Source organism: Streptosporangium sp. OZ121 (genome assembly GCF_051918885.1).
Taxonomy (GTDB): Bacteria; Actinomycetota; Actinomycetes; order Streptosporangiales; family Streptosporangiaceae; genus Streptosporangium.
In genome coordinates, this window is record NZ_JBPXMC010000010.1 from 42,575 (window position 1) to 63,079 (window position 20,505).

Annotated in this window: 21 protein-coding genes and 3 tRNA genes; 8 read left to right on the forward strand and 16 right to left on the reverse strand. The window is 71.4% G+C overall.

From position 1 onward, the window contains the following. Positions 1–14: 14 nt before the first annotated feature. Positions 15–1,601, reverse strand: coding sequence for a DAK2 domain-containing protein (locus ACTOQ1_RS19570; RefSeq protein ID WP_440069035.1), 1,587 nt, complete (start codon positions 1,599–1,601; stop codon positions 15–17). A gap of 309 nt (positions 1,602–1,910) precedes the next feature. Between ACTOQ1_RS19570 and rpmB the strand changes: the two genes are divergently transcribed. Continuing rightward, positions 1,911–2,096 (forward strand): 50S ribosomal protein L28, encoded by a 186-nt coding sequence (rpmB, locus tag ACTOQ1_RS19575; protein WP_012894387.1) that lies wholly within the window; start codon positions 1,911–1,913, stop codon positions 2,094–2,096. 132 nt (positions 2,097–2,228) lie between these two features. Here the strand turns inward: rpmB and thiD are convergent, their stop codons facing one another. The 3 genes from thiD to ACTOQ1_RS19590 all read right to left on the reverse strand — a co-directional run bounded on the left by thiD (position 2,229) and on the right by ACTOQ1_RS19590 (position 5,295). Then, a complete protein-coding gene (gene thiD, locus ACTOQ1_RS19580) occupies positions 2,229–3,038 on the reverse strand; it encodes a bifunctional hydroxymethylpyrimidine kinase/phosphomethylpyrimidine kinase (protein WP_440069037.1) in 810 nt (269 codons plus the stop codon). Between the two features lie 103 nt (positions 3,039–3,141). Continuing rightward, entirely contained in the window at positions 3,142–4,113 is a 972-nt protein-coding gene (locus ACTOQ1_RS19585; RefSeq protein WP_440069039.1) for a hypothetical protein, read from the reverse strand. Between the two features lie 225 nt (positions 4,114–4,338). Beyond that, a complete protein-coding gene (locus ACTOQ1_RS19590) occupies positions 4,339–5,295 on the reverse strand; it encodes a thiamine-phosphate kinase (RefSeq protein WP_440069040.1) in 957 nt (318 codons plus the stop codon). Positions 5,296–5,346: 51 nt separating this feature from the next. Here ACTOQ1_RS19590 and ACTOQ1_RS19595 point away from each other — a divergent pair, with 51 nt between their 5' ends. Beyond that, the gene (locus ACTOQ1_RS19595) at positions 5,347–5,580 is read left to right on the forward strand and encodes an Lrp/AsnC family transcriptional regulator (protein WP_440069042.1); all 234 of its coding nucleotides are present in this window, start codon (positions 5,347–5,349) and stop codon (positions 5,578–5,580) included. Positions 5,581–5,663: 83 nt separating this feature from the next. After that, positions 5,664–6,110, forward strand: a complete 447-nt coding sequence (locus tag ACTOQ1_RS19600) for a DUF3515 family protein (RefSeq protein ID WP_440069044.1) — start codon at positions 5,664–5,666, stop codon at positions 6,108–6,110. On the opposite strand, the gene ACTOQ1_RS19605 is transcribed toward ACTOQ1_RS19600, so the two are convergent. The 4 genes from ACTOQ1_RS19605 to ACTOQ1_RS19620 all read right to left on the reverse strand — a co-directional run bounded on the left by ACTOQ1_RS19605 (position 6,093) and on the right by ACTOQ1_RS19620 (position 10,506). Continuing rightward, entirely contained in the window at positions 6,093–7,202 is a 1,110-nt protein-coding gene (locus ACTOQ1_RS19605) for a D-alanine--D-alanine ligase family protein (RefSeq protein ID WP_440069045.1), read from the reverse strand. The two genes, ACTOQ1_RS19600 and ACTOQ1_RS19605, sit on opposite strands and share 18 nt — an antisense overlap. A 50-nt stretch (positions 7,203–7,252) precedes the next feature. After that, positions 7,253–8,467, reverse strand: a complete 1,215-nt coding sequence (locus ACTOQ1_RS19610) for a trans-sulfuration enzyme family protein (RefSeq protein ID WP_440069047.1) — start codon at positions 8,465–8,467, stop codon at positions 7,253–7,255. Between the two features lie 28 nt (positions 8,468–8,495). Continuing rightward, positions 8,496–9,506 (reverse strand): NAD(P)H-dependent glycerol-3-phosphate dehydrogenase, encoded by a 1,011-nt coding sequence (locus ACTOQ1_RS19615; protein WP_440069049.1) that lies wholly within the window; start codon positions 9,504–9,506, stop codon positions 8,496–8,498. Positions 9,507–9,783: 277 nt separating this feature from the next. Then, positions 9,784–10,506, reverse strand: a complete 723-nt coding sequence (locus tag ACTOQ1_RS19620) for a lysophospholipid acyltransferase family protein (protein WP_440069050.1) — start codon at positions 10,504–10,506, stop codon at positions 9,784–9,786. Between the two features lie 79 nt (positions 10,507–10,585). Between ACTOQ1_RS19620 and cofC the strand changes: the two genes are divergently transcribed. Further along, positions 10,586–11,290 (forward strand): 2-phospho-L-lactate guanylyltransferase, encoded by a 705-nt coding sequence (gene cofC / locus ACTOQ1_RS19625; RefSeq protein ID WP_440069052.1) that lies wholly within the window; start codon positions 10,586–10,588, stop codon positions 11,288–11,290. Positions 11,291–11,343: 53 nt separating this feature from the next. Then, entirely contained in the window at positions 11,344–11,547 is a 204-nt protein-coding gene (locus ACTOQ1_RS19630) for a hypothetical protein (RefSeq protein WP_440069054.1), read from the forward strand. Positions 11,548–11,761: 214 nt separating this feature from the next. On the opposite strand, the gene ACTOQ1_RS19635 is transcribed toward ACTOQ1_RS19630, so the two are convergent. From ACTOQ1_RS19635 to leuC, 4 genes are all read right to left on the reverse strand, one after another. Beyond that, positions 11,762–12,061 (reverse strand): HU family DNA-binding protein, encoded by a 300-nt coding sequence (locus ACTOQ1_RS19635; protein ID WP_329085236.1) that lies wholly within the window; start codon positions 12,059–12,061, stop codon positions 11,762–11,764. Positions 12,062–12,224: 163 nt separating this feature from the next. Beyond that, entirely contained in the window at positions 12,225–12,479 is a 255-nt protein-coding gene (locus ACTOQ1_RS19640) for a hypothetical protein (RefSeq protein ID WP_362693667.1), read from the reverse strand. Beyond that, a complete protein-coding gene (leuD, locus tag ACTOQ1_RS19645; protein WP_440069056.1) occupies positions 12,458–13,045 on the reverse strand; it encodes a 3-isopropylmalate dehydratase small subunit in 588 nt (195 codons plus the stop codon). Before leuD ends, ACTOQ1_RS19640 begins: the two co-directional genes overlap by 22 nt. 12 nt (positions 13,046–13,057) lie before the next feature. Beyond that, positions 13,058–14,434 carry a 3-isopropylmalate dehydratase large subunit gene (gene leuC, locus ACTOQ1_RS19650; RefSeq protein WP_440069058.1) on the reverse strand — a complete coding sequence of 459 codons (1,377 nt, stop codon included), beginning with the start codon at positions 14,432–14,434 and terminating at the stop codon, positions 13,058–13,060. Positions 14,435–14,504: 70 nt separating this feature from the next. On the opposite strand from leuC, the gene ACTOQ1_RS19655 reads away from it, so the two are divergent. Both ACTOQ1_RS19655 and ACTOQ1_RS19660 read left to right on the forward strand, forming a co-directional pair. Then, the gene (locus ACTOQ1_RS19655) at positions 14,505–15,221 is read left to right on the forward strand and encodes an IclR family transcriptional regulator (protein ID WP_440069059.1); all 717 of its coding nucleotides are present in this window, start codon (positions 14,505–14,507) and stop codon (positions 15,219–15,221) included. A gap of 232 nt (positions 15,222–15,453) precedes the next feature. Then, a complete protein-coding gene (locus tag ACTOQ1_RS19660; protein ID WP_440069061.1) occupies positions 15,454–17,193 on the forward strand; it encodes a hypothetical protein in 1,740 nt (579 codons plus the stop codon). 99 nt (positions 17,194–17,292) lie between these two features. On the opposite strand, the gene ACTOQ1_RS19665 is transcribed toward ACTOQ1_RS19660, so the two are convergent. The 4 genes from ACTOQ1_RS19665 to ACTOQ1_RS19680 all read right to left on the reverse strand — a co-directional run bounded on the left by ACTOQ1_RS19665 (position 17,293) and on the right by ACTOQ1_RS19680 (position 18,292). Further along, a complete protein-coding gene (locus ACTOQ1_RS19665) occupies positions 17,293–17,805 on the reverse strand; it encodes a PaaI family thioesterase (RefSeq protein ID WP_440069063.1) in 513 nt (170 codons plus the stop codon). 191 nt (positions 17,806–17,996) lie between these two features. Beyond that, positions 17,997–18,069: transfer RNA gene (locus tag ACTOQ1_RS19670), tRNA-Glu, on the reverse strand. A 13-nt stretch (positions 18,070–18,082) separates the two neighbouring features. Then, positions 18,083–18,158 (reverse strand) — tRNA-Glu (locus ACTOQ1_RS19675). A gap of 62 nt (positions 18,159–18,220) precedes the next feature. Further along, positions 18,221–18,292 (reverse strand) — tRNA-Gln (locus ACTOQ1_RS19680). A 175-nt stretch (positions 18,293–18,467) separates the two neighbouring features. On the opposite strand from ACTOQ1_RS19680, the gene ACTOQ1_RS19685 reads away from it, so the two are divergent. Continuing rightward, on the forward strand, positions 18,468–20,456 hold the full coding sequence (locus ACTOQ1_RS19685; RefSeq protein ID WP_440069065.1) for a M3 family metallopeptidase: 1,989 nt from the start codon (positions 18,468–18,470) through the stop codon (positions 20,454–20,456). Positions 20,457–20,505 lie beyond the last annotated feature (49 nt).

Consider the following 20,505-nt stretch of genomic DNA (forward strand, 5'->3'; position numbering starts at 1 on the left):
CGTCCGGCACCGGCTCACTCCACGCCGATCAGCAGCGGGTAGCCGCCCTGCCCGCCCTCGTACCGGACCACCTCGACGTCCGGCCTGGTCCCGGCCAGATGGTCCTGTACGGCGCGTGCGAGCCCCTCGGGGGCGTCGGCGCCCTCCAGGAGGGTCACCAGCTCGCTGCTGGAGGAGACCATGCGGCGTACGACCTCCAGCGCGGTCGCCGCCAGATCCGTGCCGATCAGCGCGGCGTCACCGTCGACCACCCCCAGGACGTCGCCGGGGACGGTCAGGCCCGCGCTCGTCATGACCTCGCGGTCGGCCACCCACACGTGCCCGTGGCGGGTGTGCGCGGCGGCCTCGGTCATGGCGACCACGTCGTCGTCGAAGCGGCGCAGCGGGTCGTGGACGGCCAGCGCCGACAGGCCCTGCACCGAGGCCCTGGTCGGGAGGACGCCGACCACCAGGCCCTCCTCCCTCGCGATCTCCGCGGCGGCCGCCGCGACCTCGCGCGTGTCGCTGTCGTTGGGCAGGACCACGACCTCGGACCCGGCCTCGCGGACGGCGGCGAGCACCGCCGCCAGCGGAGGGCTGGAGCCGGGCTCGCGCCGGACGACCACGGCTCCCGCCTCCTCGAACACCGCCGCCAGCGCGGGCCCCGCGGCCACGGCCACCACGCCCCTCCCCCGCGCGACCGGATGGGTCCTGCCCGAGGCGACCAGGTACGTCACCTTGATCCGGTGAGGACGGCCCCACCTCATCGCCGCCTCGATCGCCGCGCCCGCGTCGTCCACGTGGACGTGGACGTTCCACAGGCCGTCCCCGCCCACGACCACCAGCGAGTCGCCGAGCGCGTCGAGCTCCTCCCGCAGCGCGGCGACCTCTTCCTCGCCGGCGTCCAGCAGGTACATGACCTCGTAGCCGGGTCCCTCCCCGCCCTCCCGGGCTTCCCGGGGGGTCTCCGGGACGATCCGGTGTGCCGGGGCGGGGATGTCCACCCGGCCGGTGTAGGAGTCGGTGACGACGGCGGCGAGGCTCTCCAGGATGATCGTCAGGCCCGCCCCGCCCGCGTCGACCACCCCGCCGCGGGCCAGCACGTCGAGCTGCCCCGTGGTGCGGCCGAGCGCGGAGCGCGCCTCCCCCGCCGCCCTCCTCGCGACCGAGGCGAGATCCTCCCGCCCGTCGCGGACCGCCGCGGCCACGGCCGCCAGGACGCTCAGGATCGTGCCCTCGACCGGCCTGGACACCGCGGCGCGGGCCAGCTCGGCGGCCCTGACCAGGCCTCGTCCGAGGTCGGCGCCGCGCCCCTCGGCCTCCCTGAGCACCTCGGCGAGGCCGCGCAGCGCCTGGCTGACGATCACCCCCGAGTTGCCGCGGGCGCCGAGCAGCGCCCCCTGCGCGAACGTCCGCCAGGTGGCCTCGGCCCCGGCGTCGTCGGGCAGCCCGTCGAGCGCCTCGGCGGCGGAGAGCATGGTCAGGTGCAGGTTGGTGCCGGTGTCGCCGTCGGGCACGGGAAAGACGTTGAGCGCGTCGATCTCCTCGCGCGCCCTTCCGAGCGTCTCGGCGGCCAGCCGCGACCATCTGCGCACCGCGAGCGGGTCGAGAACCTGCAGCATCCCTGCCCTCCTGCTCCCCGGCTCCTGCTCGCGCCCGCCGGACGCCCTCACCGGGCTCCGGGCGTCTCCCGGTCCGCTCTCGGCTCCGCTGCCCCGCCCGGCTCTCCGGCGGGACCCGCCGTGGCGTGTCCCGGAATGCGCTACGGTTGCCTCCGGAGATTATCCCCGTTCGACCGTTCACGGCGGCTCGCGTTCGCCGCGGGGCCGGACATCGGATATCCTCGTGTGGCCAGCCGGTCGTCCCGGCGTGCCCGATGACCGCCGCCAGTGCGGCGGATCGAGCCTCTCGACTGATATAAGGAGCGAACCGTGGCTTCCGTCTGCGACGTTTGCGCTAAGAAGCCGACCTTCGGCAACAACGTCTCCCACTCGCACCGCCGCACCCGCCGCCGCTGGAACCCGAACATCCAGCCCGTGCGCGCAGTGGTGAACGGCACGCCGAAGCGGCTGAACGTGTGCACCTCCTGCATCAAGGCCGGCAAGGTCACCCGCTAGCCAGACCTTCGCGAAGCCCGCCGTCCCCTCGAAGGGGCGGCGGGCTTCGTCGTTCCCGGCGGCTTTCGTCCCGTCCGGCTTCCTGTCCGGGGAGGCCGTCCCGTTCGGGAAGCCGTCCCGCCGGGGCGCGGCTCAGGAGACGCGCAGGCGCCAGGCGTGGTCGACGGGGCCGATGCCCTCCCCCAGGGGGAAGCCGTGCGCGATCGCGCCGGTGACGTACGCCTTCGCCTTCTCCACGGCGGGCGGGACGTCCTCGCCGAGGGCGAGGTAGGAGGCGATCGCGGAGGCCAGGGTGCAGCCCGTGCCGTGGGTGTGCCGGTTGTCGTGGCGCTCCGCGGTGAAACGGAACTCGCGCGTGCCGTCGGTAAGCAGGTCGACCGGCGCACCCGGCAGGTGACCCCCCTTGACGAGCGCCCACGCGGGCCCGAGCTCCAGGATCGCGTCTGCGGCCCGGCGCAGGTCGGGCTCGTCCTCGACCTTCACCCCGGTGAGCTGCAGGACCTCCCACAGGTTGGGGGTGACCACCGTGGCGGTGGGCAGCAGGCGCCTCTTCACCGTCTCCACCGCCTCGGGGGCGAGGAGCGCGTCGCCGTGCTTGGAGACCCCGACGGGATCGACCACGACGGGCACGTCCAGCCCCGCCAGGACCTCGGCCACCGTCTCCACCAGTACCGGTGAGGCGAGCATGCCGGTCTTGACCGCCTGGGCCCCGATGTCACCGAGCACCGAGTCGAGCTGGGCCCGTACCGCCTCCGGGGGAAGCTCCCAGTAGCCCTGCACGCCGACCGAGTTCTGGGCGGTCACCGCGGCGATCACACTCATGCCGTGCACGCCGAGGGCGAGCATGGTCTTCAGGTCGGCCTGGACTCCCGCACCGCCTCCGGAGTCGGAGCCGGCGACGGTCAGCACGCGAGGGGGGGTCAGAACGGTCATGTTCCCCATCCAACCAGCTCCGCTCCGGCCCGCGACGCGCTCCCCCGGCTTCCCGCCGTTCCCGGACGCCGGGTCTCCCGCCCCGCTCCCGTGGGCCGAAACGGCCACCGGGTCAGGCGACGGCGCACTCTCCCTGGTCGCTGTGGCAGCTCTGCGGGATCTCCGCGTCACCGCTCGCGGTGAAGGTGACGACGAGCTCCTCGTCGACCCCCAGACCCTCCGGTGACTCGATCAGCAGGCTGTCGCCGACCTGTTCCCAGTCGGCTCCGCTCACCGAGGTGACCTCCCCGCTGACCGGCACGCTCACCTTGAGCCGCTCGACGCTCTCGTTCGCGGCGACCACGAGCTCGACGGTGTAGGTGCGCGATCTCTCCCTCACGATGTCCGCGCCGACCGTGATCGCGGCTCCCCCGGCGAGCGGGGCCGCGCTGAAGGCCGTCTCGCTGGGCACGGGGTCGGGCCCGGCGCTGCTCGGGGACTGCTCGGGAGCCGGCGTACGGTCACCGGCGACGAGGGGCTGGGGGGTGTCGGGGGTGAAACTGGGCTCGGGCTCGTCGGCGGACTCCTCGGAAGGCGACGAGTCGTCGGTGTCGGCCGGCGCGCGGGTGGCCTTCCGCGTCGGTGTGGGCCGGGGGGTGGAGGTGCCCTCGCCTCCGCCACGGGTGGAGGTGCGGTCGGGGGCCGGGGTGGACCTCGTCCTCCCGTCACCCGGCCGCGGCGTCTCGTCGCCCGGCTCCGAGGGCTCGTCGTCCGGCGCCGGCTCCTGCGAGGGCTCCTCCGCCGCGGGCTCGTCGGCGGTGTCGGTCTCCGGCACCGGCTGGTTCGACGCCGCCGTGACGCAACCGGCGGGCGGGCAGTCGGCGGGGCTCCCGGAGCCGGCCAGTGCCCGGACGCCGACCACGGTCCCGCCGAGCACCACGGCCACCGCGGCGACGATCAGCACCGTCTTCCTGATCCGCCCGCCGGGCCGCTCCTCGTCCTCGGGCCACGGGTCGAACCGGGTGGACTCCTTGGACGAGTCGGACAGCTCGGACTCCGAGCTCCATCCCGAGCCCAGAAAACCCGTCCGGGTCTCGGTGGTCACCGACTCCTCGGGACGGAGCCGGCGCCCGATCGGCTCGTCCTCCCGACCTGGTTCCCGAGCGAACTCCGGCTCGCGTTTACCCCGGTTCGGGGAAGCCTCTTCCCCGGTTCCACCGTGGCGGCCCATATGGCCCCTTTCTCGAAGGGAATCTCGACCGCCCATCTTCATACCAGTTAGGTAAACGTTTGTCGCAATTTTCACAGATGTCGCAGGAAGTGGTAAGGATCACTCCCGGAAGTGGTCCCAGCCTCCACGGTCGAGTGAAAGGCCCTTGACCTGCACGCCTTCCCCCTCGACGACGTGACCCGCCACGCTCCAGCCCTCCGGGAGCCGTACGTGGGCCGGGAAGGTCGCGGCGAGCGCGTGGTCGTCGCCGCCGGAGAACACCCACTCCAGCGGATCGACGCCGAGCAGCCGGGCGGCCTCTCGCATCGCCGGGGGGAGGGTGAACGCCTCAGGGTCGAGGACGAGCGCGACCCCGGCTGCCGCGGCCACATGGCCGAGATCCTGCAGCAGGCCGTCGCTCACGTCGAGCATGGCCGTCGCGCCGAGCCCGGCGGCCTCCGGACCGCGCGCGTAGGGCGGGCACGGGCGGCGGTGGGCCTCGATCAGCTCCACCGGCCCGGACAGGCCCGCGCGGAGCAGCGCGAGCCCGGCGGCGGCGTGCCCGAGGCGGCCCGCGACGGCGACCACGTCGCCCGGGCGGGCTCCCGACCGCGTGACGGGTGCCCGGCCGCCCAGGTCGCCCAGAGCGGTGACGGCGATCACGACGAGGTCGCTGCGGGTGATGTCACCGCCCGCCACGCTGGCTCCGACGAGGTCGCACTCGTCGCGGAAGCCGTCGGTGAGATCGTCCAGCCAGCCGGTGGTGGCGTCGGCGGGTATCCCGAGGCCGACCACGAGGCCGGTGGGGTCTGCCCCCATCGCCACGACGTCGGAGAGGTTCTGCGCCGCGGCCTTGCGGCCGATGTCGTAGCCACTGGACCAATCGCGCCGGAAGTGCCTACCCTCAATCAACAGGTCAGTCGTCACGACGACCCGCCCGTCGGGAGCGCTCACCACCGCGGCGTCGTCCCCGGGGCCGAGCAATACGGTCCTACCTTGTGGCAAACGTCCGGCAATACGTGCAACAACCCCGAATTCGCCGAGATCTCCGACTGTGATGACACACCTCCTGTTCATCACAGGGTACGGTGGCCCTTCGGCACTGATCCAATCGCCCGGGAGGTCGTTATGGTGCAGGCCTATATCCTCATCCAGACCGAGGTCGGCAAGGCCGCGAGCGTGGCTTCGGCGATCTCCGGCATCTCGGGTGTCACGCAGGCCGAGGACGTCACGGGACCGTACGACGTGATCGTGCGCGCCGAGGCCCGCAACGTCGACGAGCTGGGGAAGCTCGTGGTGGCGCAGATCCAGGGCGTGGAAGGGATCACGCGTACGCTGACGTGCCCCATCGTCCACATCTAGCCCGCGTCCGAGCCCGCGTGTGAATTCGTGCCCGGACTCACACGCGGGTCCTCGAATCCGTATCCGATCGTCTGGAACGTGACATGTCACTGCGGTTCGCCCGCCGGGCGGGGTGCGCCTGCGCCCTGCTGATCCTGGTGGGATGCGGCGGCGCCGTCCGGGTCGAGCCGCCGGTCCCCGAGGGGCCCGCCGCCGCCGCGTGCCGGGCGCTCGCCGAGCGGCTTCCGGGGAAACTCGACGGCGCGGCCCGGACGGAGTCCACTCCAGCCTCCCCCTACGTCGCCGTGTGGGGGGAGGCTCGCATCGCCCTGCGCTGCGGGGTGCCGCGACCGGTGACGATGTCGCCGACCGACCAGGTGCCCGAGATCGACGGGGTGGCGTGGTACGCCGACCCGGCCAGGCCGACGCTGTTCACCGCGATCGGCAGGGAGGCCTACGTCGAGGTGACGATCGCGCGGGAGCACATCCCGCAGAACGTGCTGGTCGCTCTCGCGGCCCCCATCAAGAGCGCCCTACCGCAGACCGGGTGAGCGTCCGAGCGCGAGCCGGATCAGCCGGTCGACCAGCTCGGCGTAGGGCACCCCGGTGGCGGCCCACAGCTGCGGCGCCACCGACATCGCGGTGAAGCCCGGCATGGTGTTGATCTCGTTGACGATCAGCCGTCCGTCGGGGGTGTAGAAGAAGTCGACCCGTGACAGGCCCTCGCAGCCCAGCGCCTCGAAGGCGCGGACGGCCATCGCCCGCAGCTCCTCGGCCGTCTCCTGGGGGATGTCGGCGGGCACGGACAGGGACATGTCGCTTCCGATGTACTTGGCCTCGAAGTCGAAGAACTCGTGGTCGCCGTGGACCAGCACCTCTCCGGGCAGGCTGGCCCTGGGCGCCTCGTCGCCCGGCGACTCCAGCACCGCGCACTCGATCTCGCGGCCCGTGACGGCGGCCTCGACCAGCACCTTGGGGTCGTGCTCGCGGGCGAACTCGATGGCCCGCTCCAGCTCCTCCAGGGTGGCGGCCTTGGAGATGCCCTGGCTGGACCCGGCGCGCGCGGGCTTGACGAAGACCGGCCAGCCGAGCTCCTGGACCTCCTTGAGGACCCGGCCGCGGTCGGTCCGCCAGTCGCGGTCGCGGATCACGACGTACGGGCCGACGGGCAGGCCGGCGGCGGCGAGGACCAGCTTCATGTACGCCTTGTCCATGCCGACCGAGCTGGCCAGCACCCCGGAGCCGACGTAGCGGACCCCGGCCATCTCCAGCAGTCCCTGGATCGTGCCGTCCTCGGCGAAGGGGCCGTGCATCACGGGGAAGACGACGTCGACCTGGCCGAGCTCGACGGGGATGCTGCCGGGGTCGTACGCCACCAGCGAGCCGCCGCCGGAGGCCAGCGCCAGCGTCGCGCCCGCCGCGTCGACGGCGGGCAGCTCACCGCTCTCGATCTCGTAGCGCTGCTCCCCGGAGGCGAGCACCCACCGGCCGTCCGTGGCGATCCCGATGGGGACCACCTCGTACTTGGATCTGTCGATGGCCCCCAGCACGCTTCCCGCCCCGAGAATGGAGACGGCGTGCTCGGAATTGCGACCGCCGAAGACGACGGCGACCCTCGGTAGAGGTTCGTGCTGCTCACTCATGATGACCGAATGTACCCCCTGTTAGGGGGCAATCCGCCTGTTGGACGCGCCTACCTACCCGATGCGGGTAGTGAGTCGAGGGCCTGGGTGACGTCCATGATGAGATCCTCGGCGTCCTCCAGCCCGATGGAGAACCTGACCGCCGCCGCGTCGGTCCCCGGTTCCTCACCGGGCCGCCGGTGGACGGCCGAGGCCACGTGCGCGGCCTTGGTGCGGGTTCCTCCGGCGGAGGTGGCGATCGAGACGAGCTTGAGCGCGTCGGCCAGGGCCACTCCCGCGTCGTAGCCGCCGCGCGGGGTGATCGTCACGCAGGCGCCGTATCTCGTGCCCTCGGGACCGGAGTCGAACAGGTGCCTGGCGAGCTGGTGACCGGGGTGTCCCGGCAGCCCCGGGTAGTCGACCCGGCGTACGGCGGGGTGCTTGGCCACGGCGGCGGCGAAGACCATCGCGGTGGAGCACATCCGGCGGACCCGCAGCGGCAGGGTCTCCAGCCCCCGGCGGAGCAGGAACGCGTCGTCGGGAGACAGGGTGCCCCCGGTGTCGATCCTGACCTCGCGCAGCTGGGCGATCAGGTCGGGGCGGCCGACCGCCACGCCCCCGGCGCAGTCGTCGTGACCGCCGAGATACTTGGTCGCGGAGTGGATCACCAGGTCGGCGCCGTGTTCGAGGGGGCGGCACACGATCGGGGTGGCGAAGGTCGAGTCGACCACCAGCAGCGCCCCCGCGGCGCGGGCGATCCGGTAGAGGCCCCGGATGTCGGAGACGGCCATGGTGGGGTTGGACAGCGTCTCCGCGTAGATGATCTTCGTGTTGGGTTTGATCGCCGCCTGCACCCTGGCCAGCTCACCGTAGCCGACGAAGTCTGCGTCGACCCCGAACCTGGCCAGCACGTTCGTGATCAGCGAGTGGGTCCCGCCGTACAGCGGGGCGGGGGCCACGATGTGCGCGCCCGCGCGCAGGAACGTCATCAGGACGGCGTTGACGGCGGCCATCCCCGAGGCGAACGCCTGCCCCGCCACGTCCTCGGGCGCCGCGGCGCCCTCCAGGGAGGCCACCGCCGCGGCGAAGGCGGCGGTGGTGGGGTTGTCGATCCGGCCGTAGGCGTAGCCGGAACTCTTCTCGTCGAACACCTCGGCGTACTCGGCGGAGTCACCGAAGCCCCACGCGGAACTGCGCCACACGGGAAGGCCGAGAGGGGGCTGCCGGGGCGTCTCGGGAGCGGGCAGGTGCACCGACCGGGTGTTCTCGCCCTTGCGTCTGCGCATCCGTCTGTTCATCGACCACGCTGTCCGTTCACAGGCCGTACCGTTCCGCCTTGGGAGTCCGCGACATCAGGAGCACCCCGGCCTCGCTGGGGGGCATCGCGTCGTGGACGACGGCCACCACCACCTCGGTGATCGGCATCTCCACGTCGTGCTTTCTGGCCAGTTCGAGCACCGACTCGCAGGATTTGACCCCCTCGGCGGTCTGTTTCGTCGCGGCGATGACCTCGTCCAGCGTCATACCTCGCCCGAGATTCTCCCCGAAAGTACGGTTCCGCGACAATGGGGACACACAGGTCGCCACAAGATCGCCCATACCCGCGAGGCCCGCGAAGGTGTGCGGGTCGGCGCCGAGCACCGCGCCCAGCCGGGAGATCTCGGCCAGCCCGCGCGTCATCAGCATCGCCCCGACGTTGTCGCCGAGCCCCATCCCCGCCGAGATGCCGACCGCCAGGGCGATCACGTTCTTGACGGCCCCGCCGAGCTCGACCCCGATGACGTCGGGGTTGGTGTACGGGCGGAACCAGGGCGGCAGGTAGCAGGCCGCCTGGAGGCGCTCCATCGCCCGCTCGTCCGTGCAGGCGACCACGGTGGCGGCCGGCTGGCCCCTGACGATCTCGCCGGCCAGGTTGGGGCCGGACACCACCGCGACCCGTTCCTGGGGCACCTCGGCGACCTCGCAGATCACCTCGCTCATCCGCTTGGTGGTGCCCAGCTCGATGCCCTTCATCAGGCTGACCAGCACCGCGTCGGGCGGCAGGTGCGGCTTCCAGCGGGTCAGGTTCTCCCTCAGGGTCTGGGAAGGCACCGCGAGCACCACGAAGTCGGCGCCTTCGAGGGCCTCGGCGGGGTCGGTGGTGGCGCGCAGCGTCTCGGGCAGCACCGCGCCCGGCAGGTAGTCGGGGTTCTCGTGCCGCCGGTCGATCGCCTCGACGATCTCCGGCTTGCGTCCCCACAGCGTCGTCCGGGTGCCCGCCCCGGCGAGGATCATTCCGAAGGTCGTCCCCCACGAGCCCGTGCCGAACACGGCCGCCTTGGTCATCGGTTCTCCTCGGGCGTGGGAACCCCCGCCTCCGGGCGGGGGAGGGAACGCGGCGCGGTGCCGCGCCCGGCGGTGGCGGCGACCGGACCACCGCGGGTGTGGTCGACGACGTCCTCGCCGCCTGGCCGGCGGAGAGGCGGGACGCCTGTGGAACTGCTGTGGAACCTCAAGGAATTTCTCCTGGCGGGCGACCGGCGGTGAATCGGGAACTCTCACGGGCGACCGTGGGAATCCCCTCCCTTCGGGGAGGGGAGGATGTCAACACCGTACGCCGAAGTCAGTTGTCGGACGGTCGCCTGAACGGCGTCTCGGGTGCCTTCTCCCCGCGGATCTCGGCCAGCTGGGCCGTGATGGCCGCCATGATGTCGGCGGTCGCCTCGCGCAGGACCTCGGCGGAGACCGGCTGTCCCTCGTGGCCCGCGTACTTCGACAGGTCGACCGGCGGTCCCGTCTGCACGCGGAAGGTCTTGCGCGGCAGCAGGCGGGGCCTCCTGGCGCCGTACGGCAGGATCTCCTGGGCTCCCCAGTGGGCGACGGGGATCACCGTCGCGCCGGTGGCCAGCGCGAGCCTGGCCGCGCCGGTCTTGCCCTCCATCGGCCAGAAGTCCGGGTCGCGGGTGCAGGTGCCCTCCGGGTAGAACATCACGCACGCCCCGGCGGCGAGCCGCCGCCGCGACTCCTCCAGCGAGCGCGCCGCGTCGGCGCTTCCCCGGTAGACCGGGATGGCCTGCAGCGCCCTCACCAGGGGGCCGACCAGCGGCACCGAGAAGAGACCCGACTTGGCGAGGATCACCGGCCAGCGGCCGTGGTTGTAGAGGAAGTGCGCGACGAGGATGGGGTCCAGCCACGACAGGTGGTTGGTCACCATGATGATCCCGCCCGTCCTGGGCAGGCGGTCGCTGCGACGCCAGTCCTTCTTGACCAGGAGCCACGAGATCGGCTTGACGATCGTGACGGCGAAGGCCACCCAGAATCGCGAAGGCCATCCGGGGCGTCTCATGAGCTCCTCCATATGAGCGGGATGCGCCCCAAGTCTCCCGGTTGGCTCCCGGGGATGTCGAGGCGGGATGCTTAAGGCTATGTCTGCTTCGGAGAGCTCGGGCTGGACCCTCGTCGTCCCGGTCAAGACGCTGGTCGCCGCCAAGACCCGTCTGTCGGCCGCGGCGGGCCCGCACCGGGCCGCGCTGGCCGTGGCGATCGCCTGCGACACCGTCGAGGCGGCGCTGAGCTGCGCGCTCGTCGCGCGGGTGATCGTGGTGACGGGCGACCCTGTGGCCGCGAAGGCGCTCGGCGAGGTCGGCGCGCACGTGGTCGGCGACCCGGAGGAGGGACTGAACGCCGCCCTGCGGCACGGCGCTCTCGAGGCGGTGCGGCTGGCGCCCGGCGACCCCGTCGGCGCCCTCCAGGCCGACCTCCCCGCCCTCCGCCCCGCGGAGCTGGCCCGCGTGCTGACCGCCGCCGCGGAGTTCGGCCAGATGTTCCTGCCCGACGCCGCCGAGATCGGCACGACCTTCTACGGCGTACGGCCGGGGGTGCCGTTCACGCCGGGGTTCGGCGGCGAGTCGCGGGACCGGCACCTGCGGCGCGGCGCCAAGGAGCTCTGCGTGGACGGAGTGGAGTCGGTCCGCCACGACGTGGACACCCCGGACGACCTGCGCCTGGCGCTGACCCTCGGCGTCGGCCCCCGCACGCTGGCGATGGCGAGAAAGATCTCGGCGTCGGGCCCGGACGGAGGGCGGGACCCCGCGGACGGGGACGGCGCGCGGGAGACGGACCGCGAATGAGACGAGGGCGGCGGGCGCGGGACGGGCGCCCGGGCGGGAGTTAGGCTGGGCGGGTGCAGGCGACGGTACGGAACTTCGACCCGGCGACCCGATCGGGGTCGGTCTTCCTGGACGACGGGACAGAGATCCCGTTCGAGGCGGCGGCGTTCGACGCGGGGCCGCTGCGACTGCTCAGGTCCGGCCAGCGGGTCAACCTCGTCATGGACGGCGACGACGTCACCTACGTCACCCTCTCGACCTTCCCCGTTCCCGAATAGACGCCCCGTTCCCGGACAGGCGGCCCCGGACGGCGCCGGGCACGCCCCGGGGAGCTCCTCGGGTGAGCGGCCTCGCCGGGCGAGATCGTCGAGGCCCTGCAGAGCGCGGTGGAGGCGGATCCCACGCTGGAGATCACCGTCGACCTGGGAGAACGCCGGGAAAGCCGGACGCCCGGCCTCCCGTCGGGGGAGTCCGGGCGCCTGTGCCCGAGGCCTACCGCTTCTTGGACGCCTTCTTGCCGCCGGTGTTGACGAGTTCCTTGAAGTCGGAGCCCGGCCGGAACTTCGGCCCCCAGCTCTCGGCGACGCGAATCTCGGCCCCCGTCGAGGGGTTGCGGGCGGTGCGGGCCGGCTTGTGCACCATCTCGAAAGCACCGAACCCCGTGATCGAGACCTTGTCGCCATTCGCGACGGCGGTCTGGATGGCGTCGAGCACCGCGTTCACGGCCTCGGTGGCCGTCTTCTTGTCGCCCACCCGATCCGCGATGGCGTCGACGAGTTCCTTTTTGTTCATAAGGTTGCTCCCCCTGCTTACCGATGTCCGGGAGTGGGTCACGAGGCAGAAAACCCGTCTCACCCGATTTGTCACGGCGAGGGGTCTCATCACAGATCTCTCATCAACGATCACGATGAGAAACCCCTTGCCCGCTTGAAATTAGGGGACGGAGCCGTATGACTCAATCACCTTCCGCAATGTTTCCAGTGCTTGGCGTATCTGAAACCACGACATCAATGCTGAGAAGGAACAAATCAAGACGCCCGGCGGCGTGTTCGAGGTCGCGTTTGGCCAAATCGCAGATGGCCAGAAGGCGCCGCGCGAGACGTTTTTTCTCCTCGTCGGGCACGGGCAGGGACCGGACGCGGCGGTGCGCCTCGCGCAACCGCCACGCCAGCTCGTGTTCTGAACTCGTCAGACGGTCGTCGGCAGCCATGGCTGCCGACCATTCTCGTATGCCCCTATGGCGTCGGCGTTGCGCAGGGTCAGCCCGATGTCGTCCAGGCCCTCCGTGAGCCGCCAGCGCGTGTAGTCGTCGATCTCGAACGCGGCGACCTCGCCGCCCCAGCGGACCTGGCGTTCTCCCAGGTCGACGGTGATCTCCAGCGTGGGATCCGCCTCCACCGCGCTCTGCAGGGCCTCGACGATCTCGCCCGGCAGGACGACCGGGAGCAGACCCATCTTGGTGGAGTTATTACGGAAGATATCCCCGAAGCGGGCCGCGATCACGACGCGGAAACCGTACTGCTGCAGCGCCCAGACCGCGTGCTCGCGGGAGGAGCCGGTGCCGAAGTCGGGTCCGGCGAGCAGGATCGTGGCGCCCTCGTGGGCGGGGTTGTTCAGCACGAAGCCGGGGTCCTCGCGCCAGGCGGAGAACAGCCCCTTCTCGAAACCGGTCCGGCTGACCTGCTTGAGCCAGACGGCGGGGATGATCTGGTCGGTGTCGACGTTGCTGCGGCGCAGCGGCACGGCCCGGCCGGTGTGGGTGACGAACGCTTCCATCTCGAGGACTCCTTACAGGTCGGCGGGCGCGGTGAGTTTGCCGGTGACGGCGGTCGCGGCGGCGACCTGCGGGGACACGAGGTGCGTACGGCCGCCCTTGCCCTGGCGTCCCTCGAAGTTGCGGTTGGAGGTCGAGGCGCTGCGCTCGCCGGGGGCGAGGGTGTCGGGGTTCATGCCCAGGCACATGGAACAGCCGGCCTCGCGCCATTCGGCGCCCGCCTCCTTGAAGACCTCGTGCAGCCCCTCCTGCTCGGCCTGGAGCTTGACCAGCATCGAGCCGGGCACGATCAGCGTGCGCGTGACGACCTGGCGCCCGCGCAGCACGTCGGCCACGGCGCGCAGGTCCTCCAGGCGCCCGTTGGTGCAGGAGCCCACGAAGACCGTGTCGACCTGGACCTCGCGCAGCGGGGTGCCCGCGGTCAGGCCCATGTACTCCAGGGCGCGGGCGGCGGCGGCCGGGTCGTCGGTGTCCTCGGGGCGCGGCACGGACGTCCCCAGCGGGGCGCCCTGGCCAGGATTGGTGCCCCAGGTGACGAACGGGGTCAGCGTCGCGGCGTCGATCTCCACGACGGTGTCGAAGACGGCGTCCTCGTCGGTCACCAGCGACTTCCAGTACGCGACCGCGGCGTCCCAGTCCGCGCCGGACGGCGCGTGGGGACGGCCCTTGAGGTATTCGAAGGTGGTCTCGTCCGGAGCGATCATGCCCGCGCGGGCGCCCGCCTCGATGGACATGTTGCAGACGGTCATCCGGCCCTCCATGGAGAGCTTGCGGACGGCCTCGCCGCGGTACTCGACGATGTATCCCTGGCCGCCGCCGGTACCGATCTTGGCGATGATCGCCAGGATCAGGTCCTTGGCCGTGACGCCGGGCGGCAGCTCGCCGGAGACCTCGATGGCCATCGTCTTCGGCCGGTAGGCGGGCAGCGTCTGGGTGGCCAGCACGTGCTCGACCTCGGAGGTGCCGATACCGAACGCGATGCCGCCGAAGGCGCCGTGGGTGGAGGTGTGAGAATCACCACACACGATCGTCATGCCGGGCTGGGTGAGGCCGAACTGCGGGCCGATGATGTGGACCACGCCCTGGCCCGCGTCGCCCATCGGATAGAGCCGGACGCCGAACTCCGCGCAGTTCTTGCGCAGCGTCTCGACCTGCACCCGCGACACCGGGTCGTCGATGGGACCGCGTACGGTCGGGACGTTGTGGTCCTCGGTGGCGATGGTGAGCTCGGGCCGCCGGATGGGGCGATTGGCCAGGCGCAGGCCGTCGAACGCCTGCGGGCTCGTGACCTCGTGGATGAGGTGCAGGTCGATGTAGAGCAGGTCGGGTTCTCCTTCGGCACGTCGCACGACGTGCTGCTCCCATACCTTCTCCGCGAGCGTGCGGCCCATGTCGCCTCCTTGCGATCGGCTGTCCCACTCCCACTTGCTTTCTCATATGTCGAGACGGCAGTATCGGTGTATGGACAACTCTAGCGGAGTCGGCGTACTCGACAAGGCCGTCCTCGTGCTCAATGCCCTCGAAGCAGGCCCGGCGTCCCTCGCACAGCTCGTTCAGGCCACCGGCCTGGCACGGCCCACGGCCCATCGGCTGGCCGTCGCGCTGGAACATCACCGGATCGTCTCCCGCGACACACAGGGCCGGTTCGTGCTGGGCCCACGCCTGTCCGAGTTGTCCACGGCCGCCGGCGAGGACCGGTTGCTGGCCGTCGCCTCCCCGATCCTCACCCAGCTCAGGGACATGACCGGAGAAAGCGCGCAACTTTACCGTCGCCAGGGTGACGAGCGGGTCTGCGTGGCCGCCGCCGAGCGCGCCAGCGGGCTGCGCGACACCGTGCCGGTCGGCTCGGCGCTGCCGATGCTCGCCGGTTCCGCGGCGCAGATCCTGCTCGCCTGGGAGGAGCCCGACCGCCTGCACCGGGGCCTGCGCGGGGCCAAGTTCACCGCGGCCACGCTGGCGAGCGTGCGGCGCAGGGGCTGGGCCCACAGCGTCGGCGAGCGCGAGCAGGGCGTGGCCAGCGTCTCGGCGCCGATCAGGGGCGCGGGTGGCAAGGTGGTCGCCGCGGTGTCGGTCTCCGGCCCGATCGAGCGCCTGACCCGCACCCCCGGCCGCCTCCACGCCGCCCCCGTGGTCACCGCCGCCGAGCGGATCACCGAATCGATGCGCCGCGCCAACTGAGGACCGGCCGGGGCCGGTTGGCGGCCGGCCGACGGCGAGCGGCCACGTCGCGGCGAGCGGCCCGCAGCGCCGGAGGACCACCCGGCCGGTGACGAGCGGGCCGCCGGGCCGGACGGCGGTGCCGGACTTCGGCGGCCGGATCACCTGGCCGAAGGGCCGCGCCGGTTGACATCGGCCGGCCTGAGGGCGATATGAGGAGGCGAGCACCCCTGCTGCCCCCTAGGCTGGGAAGGTGACAGATCGCATCGAGGCAGCCGCGGCTGAACTGCGTCCCCTGCTCCAAAACTTCATCCTCTGGGCGCGTGAGAACGCGCCCGGCAGCGATTCCAATCTGGTCGGCTCTGTCGCACTGTGGCACCGCCTGATCGCCTCCGACGACGTCGGCCGGTGGAAGCAGTCCGACCTGCGCACGGTGCTCCTCGATCGGATGCCACAGGTCGTCGAGGACCCTGACGCCGCCGCCGACGGCATGGTGCCCGCGATCCGCGCCTACCTGACCTTCCTGTCGGAGTCCGACCGCCTGGCCAAGGGCTCCGCCTCGCTGGACGATCTGCTCGCCGAGCTCGACCGCCTCGAGGACGACTTCGTCGACGCCATGGAGGATCTCGTCGTCGAGGACGACGAGGACGAGGAGTACGACGAGGAGGAGTCCGAGGGGCTCGGCGACTTCGAGCCGTTCGCCGACGAGCTCTCCGAGCTGCCGACGATCCGGCTCCGCCCGGACAGCGAGCTGGCCGCGGCCACCCGCGGGACGACCCTGATCGCCAAGGCCCGCGACCTCGCGGTCTGGGTCGGGTCCGAGCGCCGGGTGGGCGAGACGAACCTGCTGGACGACGCCGAGATCGTCGAGGCCCTGGCGGTCCTGGGGCTTCCGATCCCCGAGAAGGACGGCGCGTCGCTGGCCGACTCCGTCCCCGCCCTCTGGAACATCTGGAACCTCGCGATCGACCTCGACTTCCTCCAGCCCGAGGGGGAGGACACCGTCAGCGTCGACGCCGACACCGCGGAGTGGCCCTTCGAGGAGGACGACGACGCCCTCGACGCGTGGATGGCGGGACTGCACTCCATCGACTACGGCGACCCCGAGCTGGAGGACGAGGAGGCCACGATCGCCCTGTCCGGGCTGACCAGGGCGCTGCTGGTCCGGGTGCTGCTGGCGACGGGTTCCAAGCCGCTGGCCGAGCTCCGCACCGAGCTGGCCGAGGCCGCCGCCGAGTACGACGACCTGGGCGCCGAGGCCTGGGCCGCCGCCACCGCGCAGTACGGCGACCCGCTCAACCCCGTGCTCGACTGGCTGGCCGGATACGGCATGGTCGAGGTCGAGCACGACCAGGTGCGGCTGACGCCGCTCGGCATGGAGGGCGTGGTCCACCTCGTGGACGACGCCGACATCGAGCTGGACGCCCGGCCCGCCATCGACGCGATGACGGCCCTCGACCTGCTCTCCTTCGGCGCCGAGCTTCCCGAGGAGGAGGCGGACGCCGAGTTCGCGGCCTGGATGGAGCTGCGCGCCCCCGAGCAGGCCGCCAGGGACCTGCTGGAGGCCGCCGCCGAGGACGACGCGGACGCGCTGATCCGGGTCCAGGCGGCCAGCATGGTCGGCTCGCTCGGCGACGTGGCCGTGCCCGCGTGGCGGGAGGCCCTCGACGAGCCGTCCCTGCGCCCGTACGCGGCCACCCACCTGGCCCAGCTGGGCGTCGAGGACGCTCCCACGCCCACCCAGGCCGACACCCACTGGCTGATCCTCGACATGCTGACCATCTCCGCCGGCCTCGGCCGCCCGGAGTTCGTCAGCAGCCTCGACGACATCGGCAACGTGCCGAACCTGGTCAGCCTGCTCGAGGTGATCTGGAAGGTGCCGCACCCGCACCTTGAGGAGCTGCTGGAGGCGATCGGCAAGGCCCACCCCGACAAGCAGGTGGGCAAGGCCGCCAAGCGGGCCCTGTTCAAGGCCCGTTCGGGGCAGAACTAGCCGTCGGGTCCCGCTCCGGAGCCCGGGCGACCGGCTCCGGGGCGGGCCCCGGCTCCTGCCGGGGAACCGCCAGAGGCGGCTGGAGGCGGCCGGGACGGATCAGCCCAGCGGGAAGACGGCGCAGGTCGTGGTGGCGTGGGCGTACAGCTTGCCGTTGCCCTCACCCACGATCCGCGCCTCCGAGGTGGCGACGGTCCGGCCGACGTGCAGGGTCCTGGCCTCGCAGCGCAGCGGCCCGGTGTTCGCGTAGACCGGCCGGACCATGTTCACCCCGAGCTGGACGGTCGTGTACGCCTTACCGGGCGGCAGCTCTGTCATGATCGCGCACCCGAGGGCCGAGTCGAGCAGGGTGGCGAGATAGCCGCCGTGCACGCTTCCCAGCGGGTTGTAGAGGTGCTCGCCGGTCTCCCCCACGAAGACCGCCAGGCCGCGCTCGACGTGGGTTATCCGGAAACCGAGCGTGCCCGCGATCGGCGGCGGCGGGATGCGGCCGTCGACCAGCCGTTCCAGGAACTCCAGGCCCGACAGTTCCGCCAGTTCGGCGGGGAACGCCGGTGGCGTCCACGAGTGGGTCCGCGAGATCGTCGGCTGGGTCTGAGGGGTCGTCGACATGGGCTCCACCATCGCGAGAGGTCATACCTGGGTACGGATCACGTACCCTGCACGGTATTTGATGGGTCTGCCCGCAGGGGAGGGCGATCCGCGCGGAAACAGGAGGAGGGACCCGGAACGGGGGCGCGGGAATTTCACGGAATCCGGAAATGCGAAAACCCCGGAAGCGGTTGCTTCCGGGGTTCGCGATGTAGCCCCGACCGGATTCGAACCGGCGCTACCGCCTTGAGAGGGCGGCGTCCTAGGCCACTAGACGACGGAGCCTTGCGAGAGACAGTGGTAGTCCCGACCGGATTCGAACCGGCGCTACCGCCTTGAGAGGGCGGCGTCCTGGGCCACTAGACGACGGGACCCTACACACTGTCATCAGATTCGGAGGGGACCGAATCTGCGGCATCTCCCTGAGAAGATGCAGCTGGGGTACCAGGACTCGAACCTAGAACAACTGAACCAGAATCAGCCGTGTTGCCAATTACACCATACCCCACCGCGCTGGACCCCCTTGCGGGACTCGCTGGCGACTCCGAAAGAATAGCCCAGGTTGGGGGTCAAGACCAAAACGATTGCCGGCGGCCGAATCGCGGTATCCCCGGGCTGCCGCCACGAAGGTCCACTGTGTAACGCTGCTGGAGAGATCCAGCCGCATGTGAGGAGTTCCCACCTTGACCGACAACCCGTTCTTCACCCCCAGCGAGCTGCCCTACGGGCTGCCGCCGTTCGCCCTGGTCAGGGAGGAGCACTACCTCCCGGCCTTCGAGCGCGGCATGGCCGACCAGCTGCGTGAGGTGCGGGAGATCATCGACAGTCCGGAGCCCGCGACGTTCGCCAACACGATCGAGGCCCTGGAGCGCTCGGGGCGGATCCTCAAGCGGACCGTGACCGTCTTCTCCAGCGTCTCCGCCTCCGACGCGACCGACGGAATCCGGGAGATCGAGACCCAGGTCTCCCCCGAACTGACCCAGCACGCCGACGCCATCCTCCTGGACCGCTCCCTGTACGCCCGGATCAAGCAGGTGACCACCGACGACGCCGACGAGGCTTGGCTGCTGGAGAAGTACCGCGTCGACTTCGTCAGGGCAGGGGCCGACCTGTCCGAGACCGACCAGGAACGCCTCAGGGAGCTCAACGAGGAACTGACCAGGCTCGCCACGACCTTCTCCCAGAACCTGCTGACGGCCTCCACAGCCTCCGCGCTGGTCGTCGAGGACGTCAGGCTGCTGGACGGGCTCCCCGAGAGCACGATCAAGGCGATCGAGAAGGACGGCTCGTACGTCCTGGCGCTGTTCAACCACACCAACCAGCCCGCCCTGGCGGAGCTGACCGACAGGGAGACCCGCAGGAGGCTGTACGAGCTGTCCACGGGCCGGGCCCCGGAGAACTTCGAGCTGGCGGCCAGGATGGCGACGCTCCGCGCCGAGCGGGCGGCGCTGCTCGGCTACCCCAGCCACGCCGCCTACTCCGTCGCCGACCAGACGGCCAAGACCACCGACGCCGTCGAGGAGATGCTCGGCAAGCTGGTGGGCCCGGCGGTGGCCAACGCCCGCAGGGAGGCCGAGGCGCTGAGCGAGCAGGCCGGTTTCCCCATCGAGCCGTGGGACTGGTCCTTCTACGCGGAACAGGTGCGCAAGGCCCGGTACGACTTCGACGGCGCCGACCTGCGCCCGTACTTCGAGCTGGACCGGGTCCTGCGCGACGGGGTCTTCCACGCGGCGGGCGAGCTGTACGGGGTCACCTTCTCCGAGCGGGACGACCTGGCCGGGTACCACCCGGACGTACGGGTCTTCGAGGTGTTCGACGCCGACGGCTCGCCGCTCGGGCTGTTCCTGTTCGACGCGTACGCCCGGCCCACCAAGCGCGGCGGCGCCTGGATGAACAACCTGGTCGACCAGTCGCACCTGTTCGACGAGCGGCCCGTGGTGATGAACAACCTCAACATCACCAAGCCCGCCGAGGGGCCGACGCTGCTCACGTTCGACGAGGTCAACACCGCCTTCCACGAGTTCGGCCACGCCCTGCACGGCCTGTTCTCCGACGTGCGCTTCCCCCGGGTCTCCGGGACGGCGGTGCCGCGCGACTTCGTGGAGTACCCCTCCCAGGTCAACGAGATGTGGGCCACCTGGCCGTCGATCCTCGCCAACTTCGCCAGGCACCACGAGACCGGCGAGCCCGTGCCCGCGGAGCTCCTGGAGAAGATGAGGGCCGCCGAGAAGTTCAACCAGGGCTTCAGCACCGTCGAGTACCTCGCGGCGGCACTGCTCGACTGGTCCTGGCACAAGCTGGCGGCGGGCGAGACCATCGAGACCGCCGCGGACGCCGAGGCGTTCGAGAACGCCGCCCTGGAACGCGCGGGGATCGCCTTCGAACTGGTCCGCCCCCGCTACCGGACCAACTACTTCGCGCACATCTTCTTCAGCGGGGTGGGCGGCTACAGCGCCGGCTACTACTCGTACATCTGGAGCGAGGTTCTCGACGCCGAGAGCGTCGACTGGTTCGAGGAGAACGGCGGCCTCGGGCGCGAGAACGGCGACCACTTCCGTTCCACCCTGCTGTCGGTGGGCGGCTCGCGGGACGTGATGGACGCCTTCCGCGACTTCCGCGGGCGCGACCCGCGCATCGAGCCCCTGCTGAAGCGCCGCGGCCTGCTGGCCTAGTCCTATGCGCCTCTGCGCCCCCTGCCCGCGGCGTGGCCCTTCGTCCATC